The sequence below is a fragment of the Clostridium niameyense genome (assembly GCF_001243045.1).
Lineage (GTDB): Bacteria > Bacillota > Clostridia > Clostridiales > Clostridiaceae > Clostridium_F > Clostridium_F niameyense.
In genome coordinates this window covers 695,305-714,867 of the sequence record NZ_LN849007.1, presented here as the reverse complement: position 1 = coordinate 714,867, position 19,563 = coordinate 695,305, and the positions used below count along the sequence as shown (strand labels likewise).

Sequence of the window (19,563 nt, the reverse complement as noted above, 5' to 3'; positions counted from 1 at the left end):
CGGGTTACTTCTTATTATATATTATCTATCTGCTAATCTCTTATAGTTTTCTAATCTTTCTTTAGCATCTTTTTCTGTCTTATCAAATAATTTTTCTGCTTGGTCTGGGAATTGTTTAGCAAGTGATGCATATCTTACTTCACCCATTAAGAATTCTTTGAAGCTTGATTTTGGCTCCTTAGAATCTAATGAGAATGGATTCTTTCCTTCTTCTCCTAATACTGGATTAAATCTATATAATGACCAATATCCTGATTCAACAGCTTTCTTTTCTTCTAATTGGCTGCATCCCATTCCAACTTTTAATCCGTGGTTTATGCATGGAGCATAAGCTATTATTAATGATGGTCCATCATAAGCTTCAGCCTCAGCTATTGCTTTTAATGTTTGATTCTTGTCAGCGCCCATAGCTATTTGTGCTACATATACATAACCATAGCTCATAGCCATCATTCCAAGATCTTTCTTCTTAGTCTTCTTACCTGATGCTGCAAACTTAGCTATAGCTGCAGTTGGAGTAGCTTTTGATGATTGACCACCTGTATTTGAGTAAACTTCTGTATCAAATACAAGTACATTTACATCTTCTCCTGATGCAAGAACGTGATCTAATCCGCCATATCCGATGTCATATGCCCATCCGTCTCCACCGAAGATCCATTGAGATCTCTTTACTAAGAAATCTTTATTTTCATAAATTGCATTTAATAGCTCATTGTTTCCTTTTTCATTTTCTAATATTTCTATAACTTTGTCAGCTCTTTCTCTTGAACCTTCTCCTAAGTCTTTGTTATCAAACCAATCTTTTAGAGCAGCCTTTAACTCTTCACTTATAGAAGTTTCCATAGCAGCTGCTATATCATCAGCTACTTTTTCTCTTATTTGTTTAACACCTAGGTACATTCCAAGACCAAATTCAGCATTATCTTCAAATAATGAGTTAGCCCAAGCTGGACCATGTCCTCTATGATTCTTAGTATAAGGCATTGAAGGTGCTGATGCTCCCCAAATTGATGAACATCCTGTAGCATTAGCTACCATCATTCTGTCACCAAATAATTGAGTTACAAGTTTTGCATATGGAGTTTCTCCACAACCTGCACAAGCTCCTGAGAACTCTAATAATGGTTTTTCAAATTGGCTACCCTTTACTGATTTCTTGTTCATTGGGTTAGCTTTTGGTGCTAATTTTTCTGCATATTCCCAATTAATAGCTTCTTTTTCTTGAGTTGCAGCTGGTTTCATTATTAATGCTTTTTCCTTAGCTGGACATACTTCTGCACAACTTCCGCATCCTGTACAATCCAATGGGCTTATAGTTATTCTGAAGTTTAATCCTTTAGCTCCAACAGCTGGTTTTGCATTAAATCCTTCTGGAGCATTCTTAACTTCTTCATCTGTTAAAAGTGTTGGTCTTATAACTGCATGTGGACATACATATGCACATTGGTTACATTGGATACATTTATCCATTTGCCATTCTGGAACACTTATAGCTATTCCTCTCTTTTCGTAAGCTGCTGTTCCTGATGGGAATGTACCGTCTTCCATACCTTTGAAAGTACTTACTGGAAGTTTGTCTCCTTCTTGTCTATTCATTGGTTCTAATATATTCTTAACAAATGCTGGAGCTTCTTTTTCTTCTACTTTTTCTTCTACTGCATCTTTCCATGAAGATGGTATTTCTATCTTAACAAGAGCATCTATACCTTTATCTATAGCAGCATTGTTCATATCAACAATTTTTTGTCCTTTTCTACCATAGTTAGTAACAACTGCATCTTTTAAGTATTTTACTGCGTCTTCTACTGGAATTATGTTTGAAAGCTTGAAGAAAGCAGCTTGACATATCATATTTATTCTTCCGCCAAGACCTATTTCTTGAGCTATCTTTACTGCATTTATTGTATAGAATTGAATTCCATTTTTAGCAATATATCTTTTCATTTCAGCAGGTAATTTTTCATCTATTTCTTCTGGAGTCCAGATTGTATTTAATAAGAAATTACCGCCTTTCTTTAATCCATCTAATACGTTATATTTATAAACGTAAGATTGGTTATGACAAGCAATAAAGTCTGCTTCTGTTATTAAGTATGGTGATCTTATTGGTTCTTTACCAAATCTTAAGTGTGAAATTGTTACACCACCAGATTTTTTAGAATCATATGCAAAATATCCTTGTGCATACATATCTGTGTGGTCACCTATGATTTTGATAGCACTCTTGTTAGCTCCAACAGTACCATCTGAACCTAATCCCCAGAACTTACACTCAGTAGTTCCCTTAGCTGTTGTGTTTATATGTTCTCCGATTTCTAATGATGTATTTGTAACGTCATCTACTATACCAATTGTAAATCCGTCTTTTGGTTCTTCTTTCTTTAAGTTATCAAATACGCTAGTTATATTAGCTGGGAATGTTTCTTTTGAACCTAATCCGTATCTTCCTCCAACTATAAGTGGTTGCCATTCTTTACCGTAGAATGCATTCTTAACATCTAAATATAATGGCTCTCCAGCTGATCCTGGTTCTTTTGTTCTATCTAAAACAGCTATTTTCTTAACTGTCTTTGGTATATATTTGAAGAAGTGATCTAATGAGAATGGTCTGTATAAGTGAACTTCTAATAGACCTACTTTTTCTCCTTTTTCTGTTAAGTAATCGATAGTTTCTTTAATTGTTTCACAAACTGAACCCATAGCAACTATTAATCTATCTGCATCTTTTGCACCATAGTAGTTGAATAAGTGATATTCTCTTCCTGTAATTTCAGAAATCTTACCCATGTATTCTTCAACCATATCAGGAAGTTTATTGTAGTATTCATTTGATACTTCTCTTTCTTGGAAGTATATATCTGGATTTTGAGCTGTACCTCTTATTGCTGGATGATCTGGATTTAAGCCGCTTCTTCTGAAAGCTTTAACTGAATCCATATCAACTAATTTTTCTAATTCATCATATTCTAAAACTTCTATTTTTTGAATTTCATGAGAAGTTCTAAATCCATCAAAGAAGTTTAAGAAAGGAACTCTTCCTTTGATTGCTGCTAAGTGAGCAACTGATGATAAATCCATAACTTGTTGTACACTACTTTCAGCTAATAGAGCAAATCCTGTTTGTCTTGCTGCCATTACGTCTTGATGATCTCCAAATATGTTTAAAGAGTTAGCTGCTAACGCTCTAGCACTTACATGAAATACTCCTGGTAAAAGTTCACCAGCAATTTTATACATATTAGGAATCATAAGTAAAAGACCTTGTGATGCAGTATAAGTAGTTGTTAATGCACCTGCTTGTAATGAACCGTGAACTGCACCAGATGCTCCTGCTTCTGATTGCATTTCCATAACCTTTACTTCTTGACCAAATATATTTTTCTTTCCTTGAGATACCCATTCATCAACATGTTCTGCCATTGGTGATGATGGGGTTATTGGGTAGATAGCTGCTACATCTGTAAATGCATATGATATATATGCTGCGGCAGTATTACCATCCATAGTTTTCATTCTTCTCATAGAAAATTCCCTTCTTTCCCTTTTTTATTTCAAAATTTACGGAATTATTCCGCAAAATTTATTAACATATTACTTATTTTAATATACAGTAAAAGATTACAAATGTAAATTTTTTATTACTGTTTGTACACAAATAGATGTTTATTAGTAAAAAATTTATTTTAAATAACATTCTCTATTAATTACATTGAATTGTACTATTAAACTTAATATAACATCACCTATAAACAGTTTTCAAGAAAAATTTACAAGTGGTATGACCACTAAAGTTAACATAATAAATTTTTATTTATACTATAATCTTTTCATCTATATTATAATACTTACATAAATAAATTCAATGGTATATTTTAAAAGATTTTTCCTTTAGTTTTTTGTTGACTATATTTTTTGTTAATAAAATATATTGTTAAAATACTGTGTTTTTTAAATTTTGAAAGTATATACTTATGTATGTTCATTATTTAGTTTTATTTGTATATTTTTTTATTAGCTTTATTATATTAAATACACCATTATCTATATTGCTATTTTCCATATTATTAATATAAATACTCCTCTTTTCATATAGCTCATATATTTTATCTATAAGAATTTTATCTTTTAAATCATCCTCCTGAATTACTATGCTGTAGCCACTTTTTTCAAAAGATGCTGCATTTAATATTTGATCTCCCCTACTAGATTTTTTAGATAGAGGAATCAAAATATTGGGTTTTTTTAAAGCTAGAAGCTCAAATATTACATTAGCACCTGCCCTTGATATAACTAGATCTGCTGCTTCTAATATATGGCAAAGCTCATCATTTACATATTCAAATTGTACATATCCCTTTCTATTTTCTAAATTTTCATCCAAATTAGATTTTCCACAGATGTGTACTATATTAAATTTTTTTAATAATTCCTGTAGATTTTTTCTTATAATTTCATTAATAAACTTTGAGCCTAGGCTTCCACCAATTATTAAAACTATAGGTTTATCATCTATAAATCCACATATTCTTTTTCCCTTTATTTTACTTCCTCTTAATAGTTCTTCTCTTATTGGAGTTCCTGTAAGAACACCTTTATTTTCCTTTATATATTTTAAAGACTCTGGGAACGTAGCACAAACCTTTGTACAGTAAGGTGTAGCTATTTTGTTTGCAAGACCTGGAGTAATATCTGATTCATGAGCAATTACTGGTACTTTATTCATATGTGCTCCTATAACCACTGGCACAGATACAAATCCACCTTTTGAAAAAACAATATCTGGATTTTCTTTTTTAATTATTTTCTTTGCTTGAAATATTCCTTTTATTACTTTAAATGGATCTGAAAAATTCTTTAAATCAAAATATCTTCTTAACTTTCCACTAGCTATAGGATAATATTCTATTCCTTCTTTTTCTATAATTTTTCTTTCTATTCCATCTATACTTCCTATATATTTAATTTCATAACCCAATCTTTTAAGTTCTGGTGCCAAAGCTAAATTTGGAGTAACATGGCCTGCTGATCCTCCGCCTGTCATTATAATCTTCTTCAAAATTTATATACCCCTTTCCTCTACTAATTTATATCTGAAAACTCTATATTTATTTTACTTTTTATATCATTTTGTATAACAGTATTTTTATTTATTTTGTTACAATCTTTAAGACTTCTTTTTAAATAAACTTCAAAAATAGTACCTTTTTCTATATTGCTATAAACTCTTATTTTTCCGTGCATACATTCCACTATTTTTTTTACTAATGCTAATCCTATTCCTGTTCCTTCTGCACATCTTGATAAAGAACTATTTATCTGAATAAACCTATCAAATATAGCATATATTTTATCTTCTGGTATTCCTATACCCTCATCCTGAACTATAAGTTTAAAATTATCTTTATAAATTACTAACTTTACATATATAGATTTATTCTTCGGAGTAAATTTTATAGCATTCGATAAAAGATTTAATAATATTCTTTCATATTTTTCTTTATCTAAAATTACTTCTGCCTCTTCTTCACTAGTATCAAAAATTAATTTAATGTTTTTCATGTCAGCATAACTTATTACCGAATTTACCATGTTTTCCGTTTCATGCACAATATCAAATTTACTATTATCTAATGTTAAAAATCCTGCTTCTGCTTTGGAAATATCTAATATATTATTTATAAGCTTTAAAAGCCTTGCTTCATTTTGATTTATTCTCTTTAATATTTTATCTATATTAGGTGTTATCTCCTTATTATAAATATCATAAGCTAATTGCAAAGATGAATATATTATGGTAAGAGGTGTTCTAAGCTCATGAGATACAACTGTAAAGAATTCGTCTTTCAATTTTGTTATTTTTTTAAGCTCCATATTATTTTTTAATTCTTCTGTTATATCCGCACCATGTATATATATTCTTTCTATGTTCTTAGGATTTTTATGATATATGTACTTAAACTTGTAAAATCTCTCCTCACCCATATCATCTATTAACTTTTTAGGTGGAAAAGTATATCCACTTTGTTCTTTTTCTATAACATTATTTAAAATATATAATTGTTCTTTAAATTCTTCTTCCGTAAAAATTTCTAATATATGCTTATTTATTAATATATTATGTAACTGTCTATTATAAAATTTTCCTACTACTTCTTCATATTTTTTATTTACAAGGGAATATGTAAGACTTGGGTATTCTAATACTGCTATAGGCACTTCTAAATAATCCACTACATTTTTTATAAAATTTACTCCTCCTTCTAATTTAATCTGATGCTTTTTTAAATTAGTTATATCTTTTATAGTACCTATAGTATATTCTATCTTGTTCTTTTTTCCCATTACAGGTATTTGACTGTATTGTATATATTTTATGGTATTATCCTTTTTGTTTACTAATTTTAAAATATTATTTATTACAGATTTTCTAAAATTAATGTTTACAGATTTAATTTCCCTCTCAGACTCTCCACATTCATCTATTCTATAAATTTTATATTTATATAGTATTTTTTCTGGTATGTTTATCTCATTAGTCTGTATATCTAAAATTTCTCTTAAGGATTTGTTATATAAACTTAAATTTCCCCGGCTATCAAATACTATTACGCCCTCTGACACATTATTAATAATATCTCTTAAATACTTTATATGCTTTAATTCTTTCTTTCTTAGGACTTCTATTAAACTACACTTATTTTTTAATTCATTTGATATATCTAAAAGCTTTTCCTTATCTCTTTCTATATTTTTTCTACTTATGTATTCTTCTGTAACATCTATTAAACTTATAAGTGAACCAATAAACTTCCCTTTCTCCTCTAAAGGAGTGGATGATAATTTTAAATAAGCAGTTCCATTTTTCCATTCCTCTACAATTAGAATACATTCCTTTACTTCTTTTTTTTCTCTTAAGGTTTTAAGCACTGGGAAATTATCCTTTGTTACTCTTTCATTGTTCATAAAATATACTTTTTTTTCTTTAATATAATCAAATATATTTACATACCACTTTTCGTTTATATTATTTAATATCATTTTACCTTTTTTATTTATATATAGAATATTACCTTTTGAATCTATTATGTAAGAAAAATAAGGGATTGCGTCCATAACTTTAGTAAGTACAATATCTATATTTTCCAATAAAAAATCCTTATTTCTTTCCATTTATGTCCCCCTATTTAAGTGTGAATTGACTTCATTTAAAAATATTATATTAGCTTATTCTGTAATCTATTATTTTTATTTGAGTTGTAATATACCCTTTATATTCATTTAATAATGGATAATATACAATATCTACCATAAGTGGTTTTCTTAAAGGGTTTTCCATAACTTCCTCATAATCCTCTTTATATATTTTTCTAATTTCTTCTTTAAACTCCTTACCCCTTCCAAATCCTAACGCATCTATCCTTCTATTAGTGTCTTCCACTTTACATATTAATTTCAGTGTATTTTCATCTTTCCCCAATATCTTTATTCCTTCTACCCTTATATTTTTTTCTGCTAATACGGGTGAAGTATTTTCTTTTCCAAAAGGTTCTAAAAGTTTTAATTCATTTACTAAATTTATATCTACATCTTTTAGTCTAACTCTTTTGTCTATTCTTATTTTAGGAATAAAATCCTCTTCCTTCAATGTACAATTTTTATTTAATGCTTCTCTCAATAATTTTATATTTTTTTCTTCTATAGTAAGTCCTGCTGCCATAGGATGTCCACCAAATTTGCATATAAGTTCTTTACATTTCATAAGCTCTTCAAATAAATTATATTTATCAATGGATCTTGCTGAGCCTTTAGGCATGTCTTTTCCTTTAGTTATAACTATAGTTGGAACATTGTATAATTCCTTTATTCTTCCAGCAACTATTCCGGCTATACTTTCATGTATATCCTCTTTATACACTACAATAACTTTATTATTTTTCAAATCAGAATTCTCTATTAAATTTATTATTTCCTCTACACTTTCTGTAGTCATTTGTTGCCTTTTAGCATTAAGTTCTTTTAATTCCCTAGCCAATTTTTCTGCCTCTTTTTCATCTTCACTTAAAAATAATTCTATTGATAAAGCTGCCGTATCTAATCTTCCGGTAGCATTTATACAAGGTCCTATTATAAAACCTATATTATATGAATTTATACTTTTACCCTCTAATCCTGTTTCTTTTATAAGTGCTCTTAATCCTATGTTATTAGTATGATTTATAGCCTCTAATCCTAGTTTAGCTATTATTCTATTCTCATCTTTTAAATCTACCACATCACATATAGTACCTATAGCCGCAAATTGCAAAAGTTCTAAATACTTATCTGGATTGTTATTCATTTTTTCATAAATAACCTTGGCAAACTTTAATGCTATACCTGCTCCACAAAGCATTTTGAAAGGATAGTTGCATTGTTTTTGCTTAGGATTTATAACAGCATCTGCTTTAGGCAAAATATATTCCCTCTCTCCATTTTCATCTTCAATGAAAGGTAACTCGTGATGATCTGTAACTACTACTATCATTCCTAAATCTTTTGCTAAATTTATAGGCTCTATAGCAGATATACCATTATCACAAGTTAAAATAACTTCTGCTCCTTGCTCCTTTAATTTTTCAACTCTCTCACTACACATGCCATAGCCTTCAGTTTCCCTATTAGGAACATAATAACCTACTTTAGCTCCGCAATCTTTTAATGCCTTATATAATATTAATGTACTAGTAACCCCGTCTGCATCATAATCTCCATAAACTACTATTTTTTTATGTTCTAATATGGATTTTTTTATAATTTCCGTACCCTTATCCATATCCTTCATAAGAAAAGATTCATACATATTTTCTATACAAGGGTGCAAAAACTCCTCTATATCCTGTAATTTATATATTTCTCTATTTACTAGAACAGTAGCAATGGTCTCACTTATACCTGTGGCTTCACAAAGGGCATTTATATTTACACTTTTTCTTCTTAACATCCATTTCTTTTTCAACACAATCACTCCTTTCTACATTATATAATAATTTTATTAAAATTCGTAGGTATTATATGGTTAGTATAATTTATAAATTCATAGAAAAAATAACAATTAGAGGTGATTTATGTTGGAAATTTTTTTAAATAATCAATATGATAAACTATCCTATTGTTTAATGTGTTATCCTTGTAATTATAAAATTACAGATAACAATAATCCCTATAAAGATCATATAAATTTTGATTTAATGTTTCATCAGTATAATAATTTTATAAATATACTCATTGACAAAAATGTTAAAGTTCAATTTTTAGATCAAATATCTGATTGCCCATCTCAAGTATATTCTAGGGATATTGGCTTTGTCATAAAAGATACATTTTTTATGTGTAAACTTAAAAATAAAGAGAGAATGAAAGAAAGTATTATTATAGAATGTTTTCTTAAAAAATATAACATTAAGTACCATAAAATGCAAAATAATATAGAAGGCGGAGATGTTATTTTATATAACGATGTGGTATTTGTAGGAATTAGTTCAAGAACAAAAATAGAATCTTGCAATGAACTTCAAAGGATTCTAGAAGAGAATAATATAAATGTTAAAGTAGTACCTATAAATTTTGACAATCACAAACTTCATTTAGATTGTGTATTCAATATAATTGATAAAGATACTTGCATTATTTCAAATTATGTTTATGATATAGATAAAATAAAACGATATATTAAAAATACCATATTTATTAACAAAGAAACTGCAGATAATTTAGGAACTAATGTTATAGCTTTAGGAAACAAAAACATTATAACTAGTAATAAAATTGTATATAATACTTTAAAGGATAATGGCTTTAATGCTATCTATTCTGATTATAGTGAAATAATAAAAGGGGGTGGAAGTTTTACCTGTAGCACTCTACCTTTATTAAGAAGCTAACTTTATGCATTTTATTGTAGTTTAATAAAAAAACTGATAACATAAACATAAAAGTATAAATTTAAGATAGGTGGTGCTTTTATGGATAGACTATTATTTGGAATATCAGGACTTCCCCGTGGAAACGGTGAAACTAAATTTACTTATAAAACAGGTATAGAATATTTAAATAATATTGGATTAGATTCAATGGAACTTCCATTTGTACGTTCTGTAAATGTTACAGATAAAAATAAAGATAGTATTTTAAATCAAAAGTATTTAAATAATTTTTACTTATCTGCCCATGGATCTTACTTTATAAATTTAAATGCGGATGAGTTAGAAAAACAAGAAAAGTCTATAGAAAGAATAGTAAAAGGTGCAGAGGGTTTAAAAAAAGTGCATGGAAAAAGTTTAGTATTTCATCCTGGGTTTTATCTAAAAGATTCTAAAGAAGAAACTTTTTTAACCATATTAGAAAATCTAAAGAAATTGCCAGACTTAGGCATAGACTATAGACTTGAAACTACAGGGAAAGAAACTCAATTTGGATCTTTAGAAGAGATTGTCTCCCTATGCAAACAGGTAAAAACTTGTAAACCTTGCATAGATTTTTCTCATATCCATGCAAGGTACAATGGGAGTCTAAAAAAATATGAAGATTTCTATAAAATTTTAGACTACATAGGAAAAGAATTAGGAGAGAACGCTCTTTCAGATATGCACATTCATATGTCTGGAATACACTATAGTCCAAAAGGAGAAAGAAATCATCTTCCTTTTGAGGAAAGTGACTTTAACTATAAAGCATGCCTTAAGGCCTTTAAGGATTTTGATATAAAAGGATGCATAGTTTGTGAAAGTCCTATCCTTGAAAAAGATGCTCTTCTTCTTAAAAATTATTATTATAAATAGAAAATTTTAAAAATAATATGTGGGATATAAAGGTATGTAAACTTAAAATTTTTTAATTAACTAAATACCTTTAAAACCACATATTATTTTTTATGCGTTTTATAACTACAATTTTAAGTTATTATTTCTAAACAATAACTATTTTTCCTCTATTAGTATCACAAACATATACTTTCCCATTGTATACATCTAATCCTGAAGGTTCTTCTAATCCTCTTTTAAGTATAGAAACTTTTTCCTTTTCTAGGTCTGCTTTTAATATTCTATTATTAAAGCTATCAGAAATATATACTACATTATCTTTATAAGCAACTGATAAAGGATGTTGAAGTAATGCATCTTTAAATTTCCCTACTTTACTTCCAAATTCAAATAAACCTTTTCCTATAAGAGTTTTTACTTTATTTTCTTTTAAGTCCACATATCTTATGGAGCTAGTTTCTGAATCTGTAAAATATAATTTATTTTCCCCATCATAACATAAAGATGTAGTTTGTGCTAATATACATTTATCAAAGCTTCCATCCCTTATATTTTCTCCACCTGTACCTATATAACTTTGAACTGTTTTATCTTTCATATTATACTTCCATATTTGATGATTTCCTGCCATGGCTATATACATATCTTCATTGATTACTTCTATATCCCAAGGAGAATTTAAACTTGTATTTAAGGCATTTCCTTTAGCTATTGGATTATATTCTTTTTCTCCATTACCTATTAGTACAGTTACCTTTTGTGTTTCTAAATCACATTGTCTTATAACATGGTTTTCAGTATCAGCTACATAAATTTTATCCCCTACAAATTTCACCCCTTCTGGTGCCTTAAATTCTGCTTTTTTAAAATCACCGTCTTCAAGTCCATAATTACCATTTCCAATAACAATTTTAACTTCTAAGTTATTATTAGTTACAATAATTCTATTTCTTCCCTTTTCTGAAAATGCTATATCTCCATTTTCATTTATTGATATTTTAGATGGATATATATATTCTCCCTTTGGTTTTTCTTTATTTATAGTTAAATTATTTTCTGCCCATTGTATTTTTCCTTCATAATGTTTTATAGTATCTCCTATTATTTCATCTAAAATATCTCTATTACCTTCTCCTGATAGCATGGCAAAGGCATATCCTTCTGGGTCTATTAGCACAAAAGTTGGCCACGCATTTACCGTATAACTATCCCATATAACTCTATTTTTATCGTTTACAACGGGATGATTTATATTATATTTATATATAGAGTTTAATATGGCTTTATTATTTTTTTCATATTTAAATTTTGGCGAATGTACTCCTATAACCTGAAGCTTATTTTTATACTTTTCCTCTAAATAAGCTAAGTCTTTCATTACATGAATACAATTTATACAACAAAATGTCCAAAAATCTAAAAGTATTATTTGATTTTTTAGTCTATCTATATTAGTCTTCTCTGTTCCAAGCCATTCTGTATTTCTTGGAAAATTCGGTGCATGAACCCTAATTTTTTTGTACTTATCATATATATTTTTCATAGCTTCAAGGATATTATAAATCCTCTTATGCCCCCCTCCAAAAACATTTATAACATTTATTTAATAATATATATGCTTATAATATGTTTAATATATATTTATACAAATTATTATTATATTTTATTTAATTATAATAATTTTCAAACATTTTTACAAGAAAGGCTAAAATTTTATTATTAAAAAACTAAGAAATTCCCTTTTTAAGCTTGAAAATTCCTTAGTTTTTTAATATTTTTATAATATAATTATTTAATTTATTATTATAAAGTTTCTATTTTAACTACTTCATATCCAAAATCTTCTATAGCTTCTTTTATACTTTCATCTTTTATTTCTCCATCTGTTTCTACTAAAGCTATCTTAGAAGATAAATCTACATCTATAGATTTCATTCCCTTAAGTTCTTGTAATGCTTCCTTAACATGTGCTACACAATGAGAACAACTCATACCTTCTATTAATATTTTCTTTTTCATTTAATACCACTCCTTTATGTATCTTTTTATAAAAAATATATAAGATACTATTTTAATTTATATATTAGTTATTTATAAGCTTTAATATAATTTTAATTTACATAAACCATTAATACTCCCTTTTAAAATTTTTTAAACGTAAAGCATTTAAAAGTACAGATACAGAACTAAAACTCATAGCTGCTGCTGCAATCATAGGGTTTAATAATGGACCATTGAAGAAAGTTAAAACTCCTGCAGCTATTGGAATGCCTATACTGTTATATCCAAATGCCCAAAATAAATTTTCCTTTATATTTTTTATAGTGGCAGTACTTAATTGAACTGCTGTTACCACATCAAGTATATCATTTCTCATAAGTATTATATCTGCAGATTCTATAGCTACATCTGTGCCTGATCCTATAGCTATACCTACATCTGCTTGCACCAAAGCTGGAGCATCATTTATTCCATCTCCTACCATAGCTACTTTTTCTCCACTACTTTGAAGTTTTTTTATTTCATTAGATTTATCCTCTGGAAGAACCTCTGCTAAAACCATATCTATTCCTACTTGTTTTGCAATAGCTTCTGCTGTCTTTTTATTATCACCTGTAAGCATAACTGTTTTTATCCCCATTTTATGGAGCCTTTTTAAAGCCTTTTCACTATTAGCCTTAACTACATCTGCTACAGCTATAATACCTAAAAATTTATTATGCGAACCAATATAAATAGGAGTTTTTCCTTCTTCAGCAAATTTCTTTGAAGTATCTATAAAATCTTTTATAGATATATTTTCTTCTTCCATAAGCCTTCTATTTCCTAAAAGTATTCTTCTTCCTTCTATATTAACCTCAATACCATAACCTGGTATTGCCTTAAACTTCTCTATGTCTAAAACTTCTATATTATTTTCTGTAGCATAATTTACTATAGCCTCACTTAAAGGATGTTCTGAAGCTTTTTCTCCTGAAGCTGCTAATTTTATTAAATAATCTTTAGTAATATCTTTTGATGTAACTATATCTGTAACCTTAGGCTTACCTTCCGTAATAGTACCTGTCTTATCAAAAACTATAGTATTTACTCTATGAGCTGTTTCCAGTGCTTCTCCACTTTTCATAAGAACACCGTATTCGGCACCTTTTCCTGAACCAACCATTATAGCTGTAGGTGTAGCTAATCCTAATGCACATGGGCAAGCTATTACTAATATAGATATAAAAATAGTTAAACAAAATATTAAGTCCTTTCCTGCTAAAGCCCAAGCTATAGAAGAAACTATTGCTATTATTATTACTGTAGGAACAAAATATCCTGCTATTATATCTGCGAGCCTTGCAATATCTGCTTTAGAACCTTGAGCTTTTTCTACTAATTCTATTATTTGTGCTAAAGCTGTGTCCTTTCCAACTTTTGTAGCCTTAAATTTTATTCTACCATTTTTGTTAATAGTAGCACCATATACTTTATTTCCTACTTTTTTTTCTATAGGAATGCTTTCACCAGTTAACATAGATTCATCTACAGAAGTATCTCCATCTACCACTATTCCATCTACTGGTATTTTTTCTCCTGGTTTTACAATTATAATATCATCTTTTTCTACTTCTTCTACATCTATTTCAATTTCTTTTCCTTCTTGAAGCATTGTAGCTTTTTTAGGCGTAAGTCCTACTAATTTTTTTATAGCTTCTGAAGTTTTTCCTTTTGTTTTAGCCTCCAAATATTTTCCCAATAATATAAGAGTTATTATGGTTGATGCAGATTCAAAATATAATTCATGAGCATAGCGTACATTTCCATTAGCTATTTGAACTATTGCAAATATACCATAAAGTTCTGCTGCTAAAGTTCCTATGGCCACTAAAGAATCCATATTGGGATTTCCCTTAAATAAAGACTTGAAACCTACCTTATAAAATTTTCTTCCTGCATATAATGATGGTATGGTTAAAAGAAATAACATTACTGCAAAATTTAATGGATTATGATGTTGACTTATAATTTTAGGTAATGGCATACCCATCATATGTCCCATAGATATTACAAGCAATGGTACTGCAAATATAGATGATAATATAAAATTACATAATATTTGCTTTTGTTCTTTTTCCTTTCTTTCTCTGTCTTTATCTATACTTACTTTTTCTTGTTCTAAAGCCTCGTAACCAGCTTTCCTTATTGCTTCCTTTATAATAGAAAGCCTAGTTTTTTCTCCATCATATTTAATATTTAGTTTTTCTGTTGCAAAATTTACATTGCCTTCCATAACCCCTGTAACCTTTTTGACAGATCTTTCTACGGCTTTAGCACAAGCTGCGCAGCTCATTCCTCCTATAGATATAATAGCTTCCTTAACCTCTATATCTTCTTTAGCAGAGTATCCTGCTTTTTCTATAGCTTTTATTATATCTTCTAATGAAGTTTCATCTTCATTATATTTTATATAAAGTTTTTCTGATGCAAAATTTAAATTTGCATCAACTACACCTTCAACTTTTCTTGAAGCTCTCTCTACAGCCTTGGCACAAGCTGCACAACTCATTCCTCCTATTTTAAGAACTTTTTCCATAATATCTTCTCCTTTTATATGTGTTTAAACGATAAAGATTTTCATTTACAGTAACAGTATAACATATATATCTTAATATTTAAATTTTCAAATATAAAATTAAAATCTCATATAAATAAAATCTATAATATAAAAATAAATCTATGATTATTTAAGAATTTGGATATTCCTTTTTTCTAAAACCTTAGATATTACTCCTTTTATATATTGTTCATTAATTTTTTTAATATATTCAAATTCATTATCTATATTACTTTTATACATAAGCTCATAAACTGTCATATCCATAGCTAACCTTATAGAACTTTCATGTCTTATTCCCACTTTTAATTTTATATTTTTTACTATAGATTCTATTTTATCTTGAGTAAAATATCCATTTATATTTTTTGCATCTTCTATTAAATCTTCTAAAGTTTTTAGTACTACATCTACTTTATCTTTTGAAGTGCTTACATAAAAATTAAATAGTTTTATTCCTCTTTCATTTTTAACTAAGCTTCCAACATCATAAGCTAATGACCTTTTAGTTCTTATCTCATTAAATAACATACTACTTGTACCACATCCAAATTCTTCATTAAAAATTTTTAAAGCTTCTATCTCTTTTTTATTCAGATCTTCTATAGCACAGGAATACAGTATTTTTGCTCCTTCTATTCCCTTTTTATAATTTATATATTTATTAGAATTAGTTTTTTCATAATTTACTTTCTGTAAATCATTAAATTCTCTTTTGAAGTCTTTGAAATATTTTTCAATTAAAGATTCTATAACATCTATTTCTATGGAAGATACTACAGATATTACGCAGTTCTTCGGAGTATAATACTTATAATAAAATTCCTTTACTTCTATTAGCTTTATATTTTTAACACTTTTTTCATTTCCTATAATTAACTCTTTTATTCTTTGCTTTTTAAAAACATTTTTTAAAAGAGTATCTTCACAATATTGATAATTATCTTCTTTCCATTCCTTTAGTTCTTCCAAAATTATCTCCATTTCTTCTTTAAATGCCTGTTCATTAAAGGCAGGATTTATAAGCATATCTGAATAAAAATCTAAAGCTTTTTCAAAATCCTCTTTCAATAAGCTTCCATAGTACACTACATAAGGATAGTTAGTCATAGCATTTTCAAATCCGAATATACTATCTGCTAGATTATTTATCTCTTGTTCACTTCTTTTTAAAGTACCTTTAGACACCATATGTTCTACAGCATGAGCAGTTCCAAAACTAAACTCATTTTCCTCCAATGCACCAGCATTGAATCCTATACATAAAGAAGTTATATTTCCTGTATTTTTTTTATATAAAAACGTCATTCCATTTTTTAAAATTATTTTATCCATTTTATACCTCCTTTAATTATAGAATAACTCAAAGATCTTAAAAAAGTCTAGATTTATCCTCCTTAAAAATAAATATGTGGCATATAAGGTCTTAATAAATTAAAAACCATATGCCACATATTTTTTATATATTTTTTTATTAATTTACATTCAAATTTTTAAATTTATCTAATTCCTACAAAACCTTGGGTTCCATAAAGTTTACCGTCTTTTGCAATTGCTATTCCGAATCCTATTTGATTAAAGTTACTACTTATCATATTTTTGTAATGTCCAGGTGAGTTTTTCCATTGAGTAAATAAAGCTTCTGCTAATTTGTTTGGATCTTCATTATAGTAATTTTGAACTATATTTTCTCCCACAAAATTCCAACGGTAATTTGCTTTTTCTAAATCTTGTTTAAATATAAAATTACCTCGTGAATCCTCATGAGAAAATTCTCCGGTTTTTGCCATATAAATTGAACGATTTTCTGCTAATGTATTTAAAACTTCAACTTCTTTAAGTGGTTGTACTCCTTTTGATGCTCTAAGTTCATTAACTAATTGAACCATCCTCTTAGTAACGACATTTTTATAAGCTTCATTTAATTTGTTATTTGCAGTTGGTTTAACTACTGATGGTGTTGATGGTTTATTACTTACTGATGGTACACTACTTGGCTTTGAAGCTGATACTGATTTGTTATTAATCATTTTTTCTACTATAGAATTAGAAACTACTGACTCGCCTCCAAATACATCTAATGATCTTGTGTTATTACCTAATACACCATTATCTTCATTTGGTGATACTAATTTAATTGCATTATTTCTAATAGACGCAAGCCCTGCTCCTGATAATGCATCTGGATAATTTCTTCCATCTGCAATAGATAATCTTAACTGGTTATTTAAATTAAAATAATTATTTACCTTTTCTGATGTCTCATATCTATTAGCTCCACCAATTCTAACATATGTGGAATTATCTGAAAGCTTTAATAGTTCTTGAACGTTTTTGTCTGAAACTACACCTTCACTTCCAATAATATAAAATTTATTAGGTTTTAATTTTTTAATTTCATCTCTAACTTCTTGCGAAATATTATTTTGATTTACTAAGATTATAGGAACTCCCTTGGCTCCAGCTATTGGTGATGCTGACAATGCATCTGCATAACCATAACCATTACAAATAAATACTGGTCTTCCTACACCTACATTCATTTCATCAACAATAGCCTTATTAGTTCCAAATCTATTATCTCCTGCTAATCTTTTTATTTTATAATTTTTAGCCTTTAATTCGTTAGCTATTTCCTTATCTACAACTGCTTCTGATCCTAAAATATATATCGTATTACCAGGTTTCAAATTTTTATATATATAATTTAATACTTTACTTTTACTATATTGGTTTATTAAAAGCATAGGTGCCTTATATTTTTTACAAAGAGTTGTACCTGATAATGCATCTGGAAAATTATCTCCATTTGCTAATATAACAGAACTTATTTCTCCATGTTCACTAATAAATTCATTACTTATAGCAATAGATGTTTCATATCTGTCTCTTCCATATAATCTGTTTACATCTACTTTTTCCTGAGCTTGTACCATTTTAGGTATTGTTACCATACTCATTACTATTAATATTGATATAAATTTTTTCTTCATAACTACCTCCAATAATTTAATTGAAATTTTATATAAAGTTTAGTTTAAATTATAACATAACTTAAACTAAATTATAGGGTATTTAAAATATTTTCTGTTATGGTATAATTTAACTAATAGATTTCTTATGAAATATATTTGAGGTGATTTTTATGCCTTATAAAAAAAGTTTTATGCAATTTTTAAAATATAGTTTAATTGGTGGACTTAATATAATAATAGATTTTGGAATATTAAACTTATTATGGTTTTCAACCACTTGTTATGAAGGAAATATTAATTATTTATTTAAATTTATTTCATTTTGTGCTTATTCTACTAATGGTTATTTTTTGAATAAAAAGTTTACTTTTAATTCGAAAGAAAATTCTTATTTTAAATACATATCTGTAGTTGGAATTGCAGCTTTATTGAATGGAATTATTTTATCTAATTTAACTATACATAACTTTCTTAATTTAAAATCTGTTTTATGGGCAAATATATCTGCACTTATAGCTTCCATTACTACAGGAATCATAAGTTTCGTAATAAACAAGTTTTTGGTTTTTAAAAATAATTAAAAAAAATAAAGGTCTTTAAAAATTTAAGACCTTTATTTTTTATTTTATTTAATCATATGTAACAACATATCTTTTTTTATTTTTTCTATCTTTTCCTTATCCTCTATTAAATTTTCTAATATTTTAAAAGCAAAATATATGGCTATAGCTGGACCCCTAGAGGTTATTATATTTGAATCCTGAACTACTATTTCTTCCACATACTCTTTACAATTTAATTCTTTCTCAAAACCTGGATAAGAAGTAGCTCTTTTATCTTTTAATACACCCGCTTTTCCTAAAACTATAGGTCCCGCACAAATAGCTGCTATTAATTTATTTTTGTTATTAAATTCTTTTACTAAATTTATAATTTCAACATTATCTCTTAAATTAGTAGATCCTGGCATTCCCCCAGGTATTATTAAAGCATCATATTCTTCAAAATTCACTTCTTTGAATTTCTTATCTGATTTAATTAATATATTGTTACTACTTTTAACCTCCATATGAGATGACACTGAACATATGTCACAACAAATTTCTCCTCTTTTTAATACGTCTACCACTGTTAAAGCCTCTATTTCCTCATAACCTGGTGCCATAAGCACTATGACTTTTTTCAT

The 19,563-nt window shown here is 27.8% G+C and carries 13 protein-coding genes; 3 read left to right on the top strand and 10 right to left on the bottom strand.

Going from position 1 to position 19,563, the window contains the following annotated elements; genetic code table 11:
- Nucleotides 1-21 precede the first annotated feature (21 nt).
- The 4 genes from nifJ to recJ form a co-directional block, all read right to left on the bottom strand.
- Nucleotides 22-3,525: a pyruvate:ferredoxin (flavodoxin) oxidoreductase gene (nifJ, locus tag BN1711_RS04305; RefSeq protein ID WP_050606954.1), complete on the bottom strand. Its 3,504-nt coding sequence runs from the start codon at nucleotides 3,523-3,525 to the stop codon at nucleotides 22-24.
- Nucleotides 3,526-3,985: 460 nt separating this feature from the next.
- Nucleotides 3,986-5,059: an undecaprenyldiphospho-muramoylpentapeptide beta-N-acetylglucosaminyltransferase gene (locus tag BN1711_RS04300; protein WP_050606953.1), complete on the bottom strand. Its 1,074-nt coding sequence runs from the start codon at nucleotides 5,057-5,059 to the stop codon at nucleotides 3,986-3,988.
- Nucleotides 5,060-5,082: 23 nt separating this feature from the next.
- Nucleotides 5,083-7,173, bottom strand: coding sequence for a PAS domain-containing sensor histidine kinase (locus BN1711_RS04295; RefSeq protein ID WP_050606952.1), 2,091 nt, complete (start codon nucleotides 7,171-7,173; stop codon nucleotides 5,083-5,085).
- A 49-nt stretch (nucleotides 7,174-7,222) separates the two neighbouring features.
- Nucleotides 7,223-8,998, bottom strand: a complete 1,776-nt coding sequence (gene recJ, locus BN1711_RS04290; protein ID WP_050606951.1) for a single-stranded-DNA-specific exonuclease RecJ — start codon at nucleotides 8,996-8,998, stop codon at nucleotides 7,223-7,225.
- Nucleotides 8,999-9,107: 109 nt separating this feature from the next.
- Here recJ and BN1711_RS04285 point away from each other — a divergent pair, with 109 nt between their 5' ends.
- Nucleotides 9,108-9,923 (top strand): dimethylarginine dimethylaminohydrolase family protein, encoded by an 816-nt coding sequence (locus BN1711_RS04285; protein ID WP_129582123.1) that lies wholly within the window; start codon nucleotides 9,108-9,110, stop codon nucleotides 9,921-9,923.
- An 81-nt stretch (nucleotides 9,924-10,004) separates the two neighbouring features.
- Complete coding sequence (locus BN1711_RS04280) at nucleotides 10,005-10,820, top strand: TIM barrel protein (protein ID WP_050606950.1); 816 nt, start codon at nucleotides 10,005-10,007, stop codon at nucleotides 10,818-10,820.
- 127 nt (nucleotides 10,821-10,947) lie between these two features.
- Here BN1711_RS04280 and BN1711_RS04275 read toward each other — a convergent pair whose 3' ends face one another.
- From BN1711_RS04275 to BN1711_RS04255, 5 genes are all read right to left on the bottom strand, one after another.
- Nucleotides 10,948-12,345 (bottom strand): thioredoxin-like domain-containing protein, encoded by a 1,398-nt coding sequence (locus BN1711_RS04275; RefSeq protein ID WP_050606949.1) that lies wholly within the window; start codon nucleotides 12,343-12,345, stop codon nucleotides 10,948-10,950.
- Nucleotides 12,346-12,605: 260 nt separating this feature from the next.
- Nucleotides 12,606-12,821, bottom strand: a complete 216-nt coding sequence (locus tag BN1711_RS04270; RefSeq protein ID WP_050606948.1) for a heavy-metal-associated domain-containing protein — start codon at nucleotides 12,819-12,821, stop codon at nucleotides 12,606-12,608.
- Between the two features lie 109 nt (nucleotides 12,822-12,930).
- Nucleotides 12,931-15,381: a heavy metal translocating P-type ATPase gene (locus BN1711_RS04265; protein WP_050606947.1), complete on the bottom strand. Its 2,451-nt coding sequence runs from the start codon at nucleotides 15,379-15,381 to the stop codon at nucleotides 12,931-12,933.
- Between the two features lie 147 nt (nucleotides 15,382-15,528).
- Entirely contained in the window at nucleotides 15,529-16,737 is a 1,209-nt protein-coding gene (locus BN1711_RS04260; protein ID WP_082174053.1) for a M16 family metallopeptidase, read from the bottom strand.
- 164 nt (nucleotides 16,738-16,901) lie between these two features.
- Entirely contained in the window at nucleotides 16,902-18,395 is a 1,494-nt protein-coding gene (locus BN1711_RS04255; RefSeq protein WP_050606946.1) for a cell wall-binding repeat-containing protein, read from the bottom strand.
- Between the two features lie 152 nt (nucleotides 18,396-18,547).
- On the opposite strand from BN1711_RS04255, the gene BN1711_RS04250 reads away from it, so the two are divergent.
- Nucleotides 18,548-18,958 (top strand): GtrA family protein, encoded by a 411-nt coding sequence (locus BN1711_RS04250; protein WP_050606945.1) that lies wholly within the window; start codon nucleotides 18,548-18,550, stop codon nucleotides 18,956-18,958.
- 44 nt (nucleotides 18,959-19,002) lie between these two features.
- Here the strand turns inward: BN1711_RS04250 and BN1711_RS04245 are convergent, their stop codons facing one another.
- Nucleotides 19,003-19,563, bottom strand: a complete 561-nt coding sequence (locus BN1711_RS04245) for a DJ-1 family glyoxalase III (RefSeq protein WP_050606944.1) — start codon at nucleotides 19,561-19,563, stop codon at nucleotides 19,003-19,005.

Coding starts and splice junctions, on each gene's coding strand:
- BN1711_RS04265 (WP_050606947.1), bottom strand. CDS start 15,381: ATGGAAAAAGTTCTTAAAATAGGAGGAATGAGTTGTGCAGCTTGTGCC.
- BN1711_RS04250 (WP_050606945.1), top strand. CDS start 18,548: ATGCCTTATAAAAAAAGTTTTATGCAATTTTTAAAATATAGTTTAATT.
- BN1711_RS04245 (WP_050606944.1), bottom strand. CDS start 19,563: ATGAAAAAAGTCATAGTGCTTATGGCACCAGGTTATGAGGAAATAGAG.
- BN1711_RS04270 (WP_050606948.1), bottom strand. CDS start 12,821: ATGAAAAAGAAAATATTAATAGAAGGTATGAGTTGTTCTCATTGTGTA.
- BN1711_RS04275 (WP_050606949.1), bottom strand. CDS start 12,345: ATGAAAAATATATATGATAAGTACAAAAAAATTAGGGTTCATGCACCG.
- BN1711_RS04280 (WP_050606950.1), top strand. CDS start 10,005: ATGGATAGACTATTATTTGGAATATCAGGACTTCCCCGTGGAAACGGT.
- BN1711_RS04255 (WP_050606946.1), bottom strand. CDS start 18,395: ATGAAGAAAAAATTTATATCAATATTAATAGTAATGAGTATGGTAACA.
- BN1711_RS04260 (WP_082174053.1), bottom strand. CDS start 16,737: ATGGATAAAATAATTTTAAAAAATGGAATGACGTTTTTATATAAAAAA.
- BN1711_RS04285 (WP_129582123.1), top strand. CDS start 9,108: ATGTTGGAAATTTTTTTAAATAATCAATATGATAAACTATCCTATTGT.
- nifJ (WP_050606954.1), bottom strand. CDS start 3,525: ATGAGAAGAATGAAAACTATGGATGGTAATACTGCCGCAGCATATATA.
- BN1711_RS04295 (WP_050606952.1), bottom strand. CDS start 7,173: ATGGAAAGAAATAAGGATTTTTTATTGGAAAATATAGATATTGTACTT.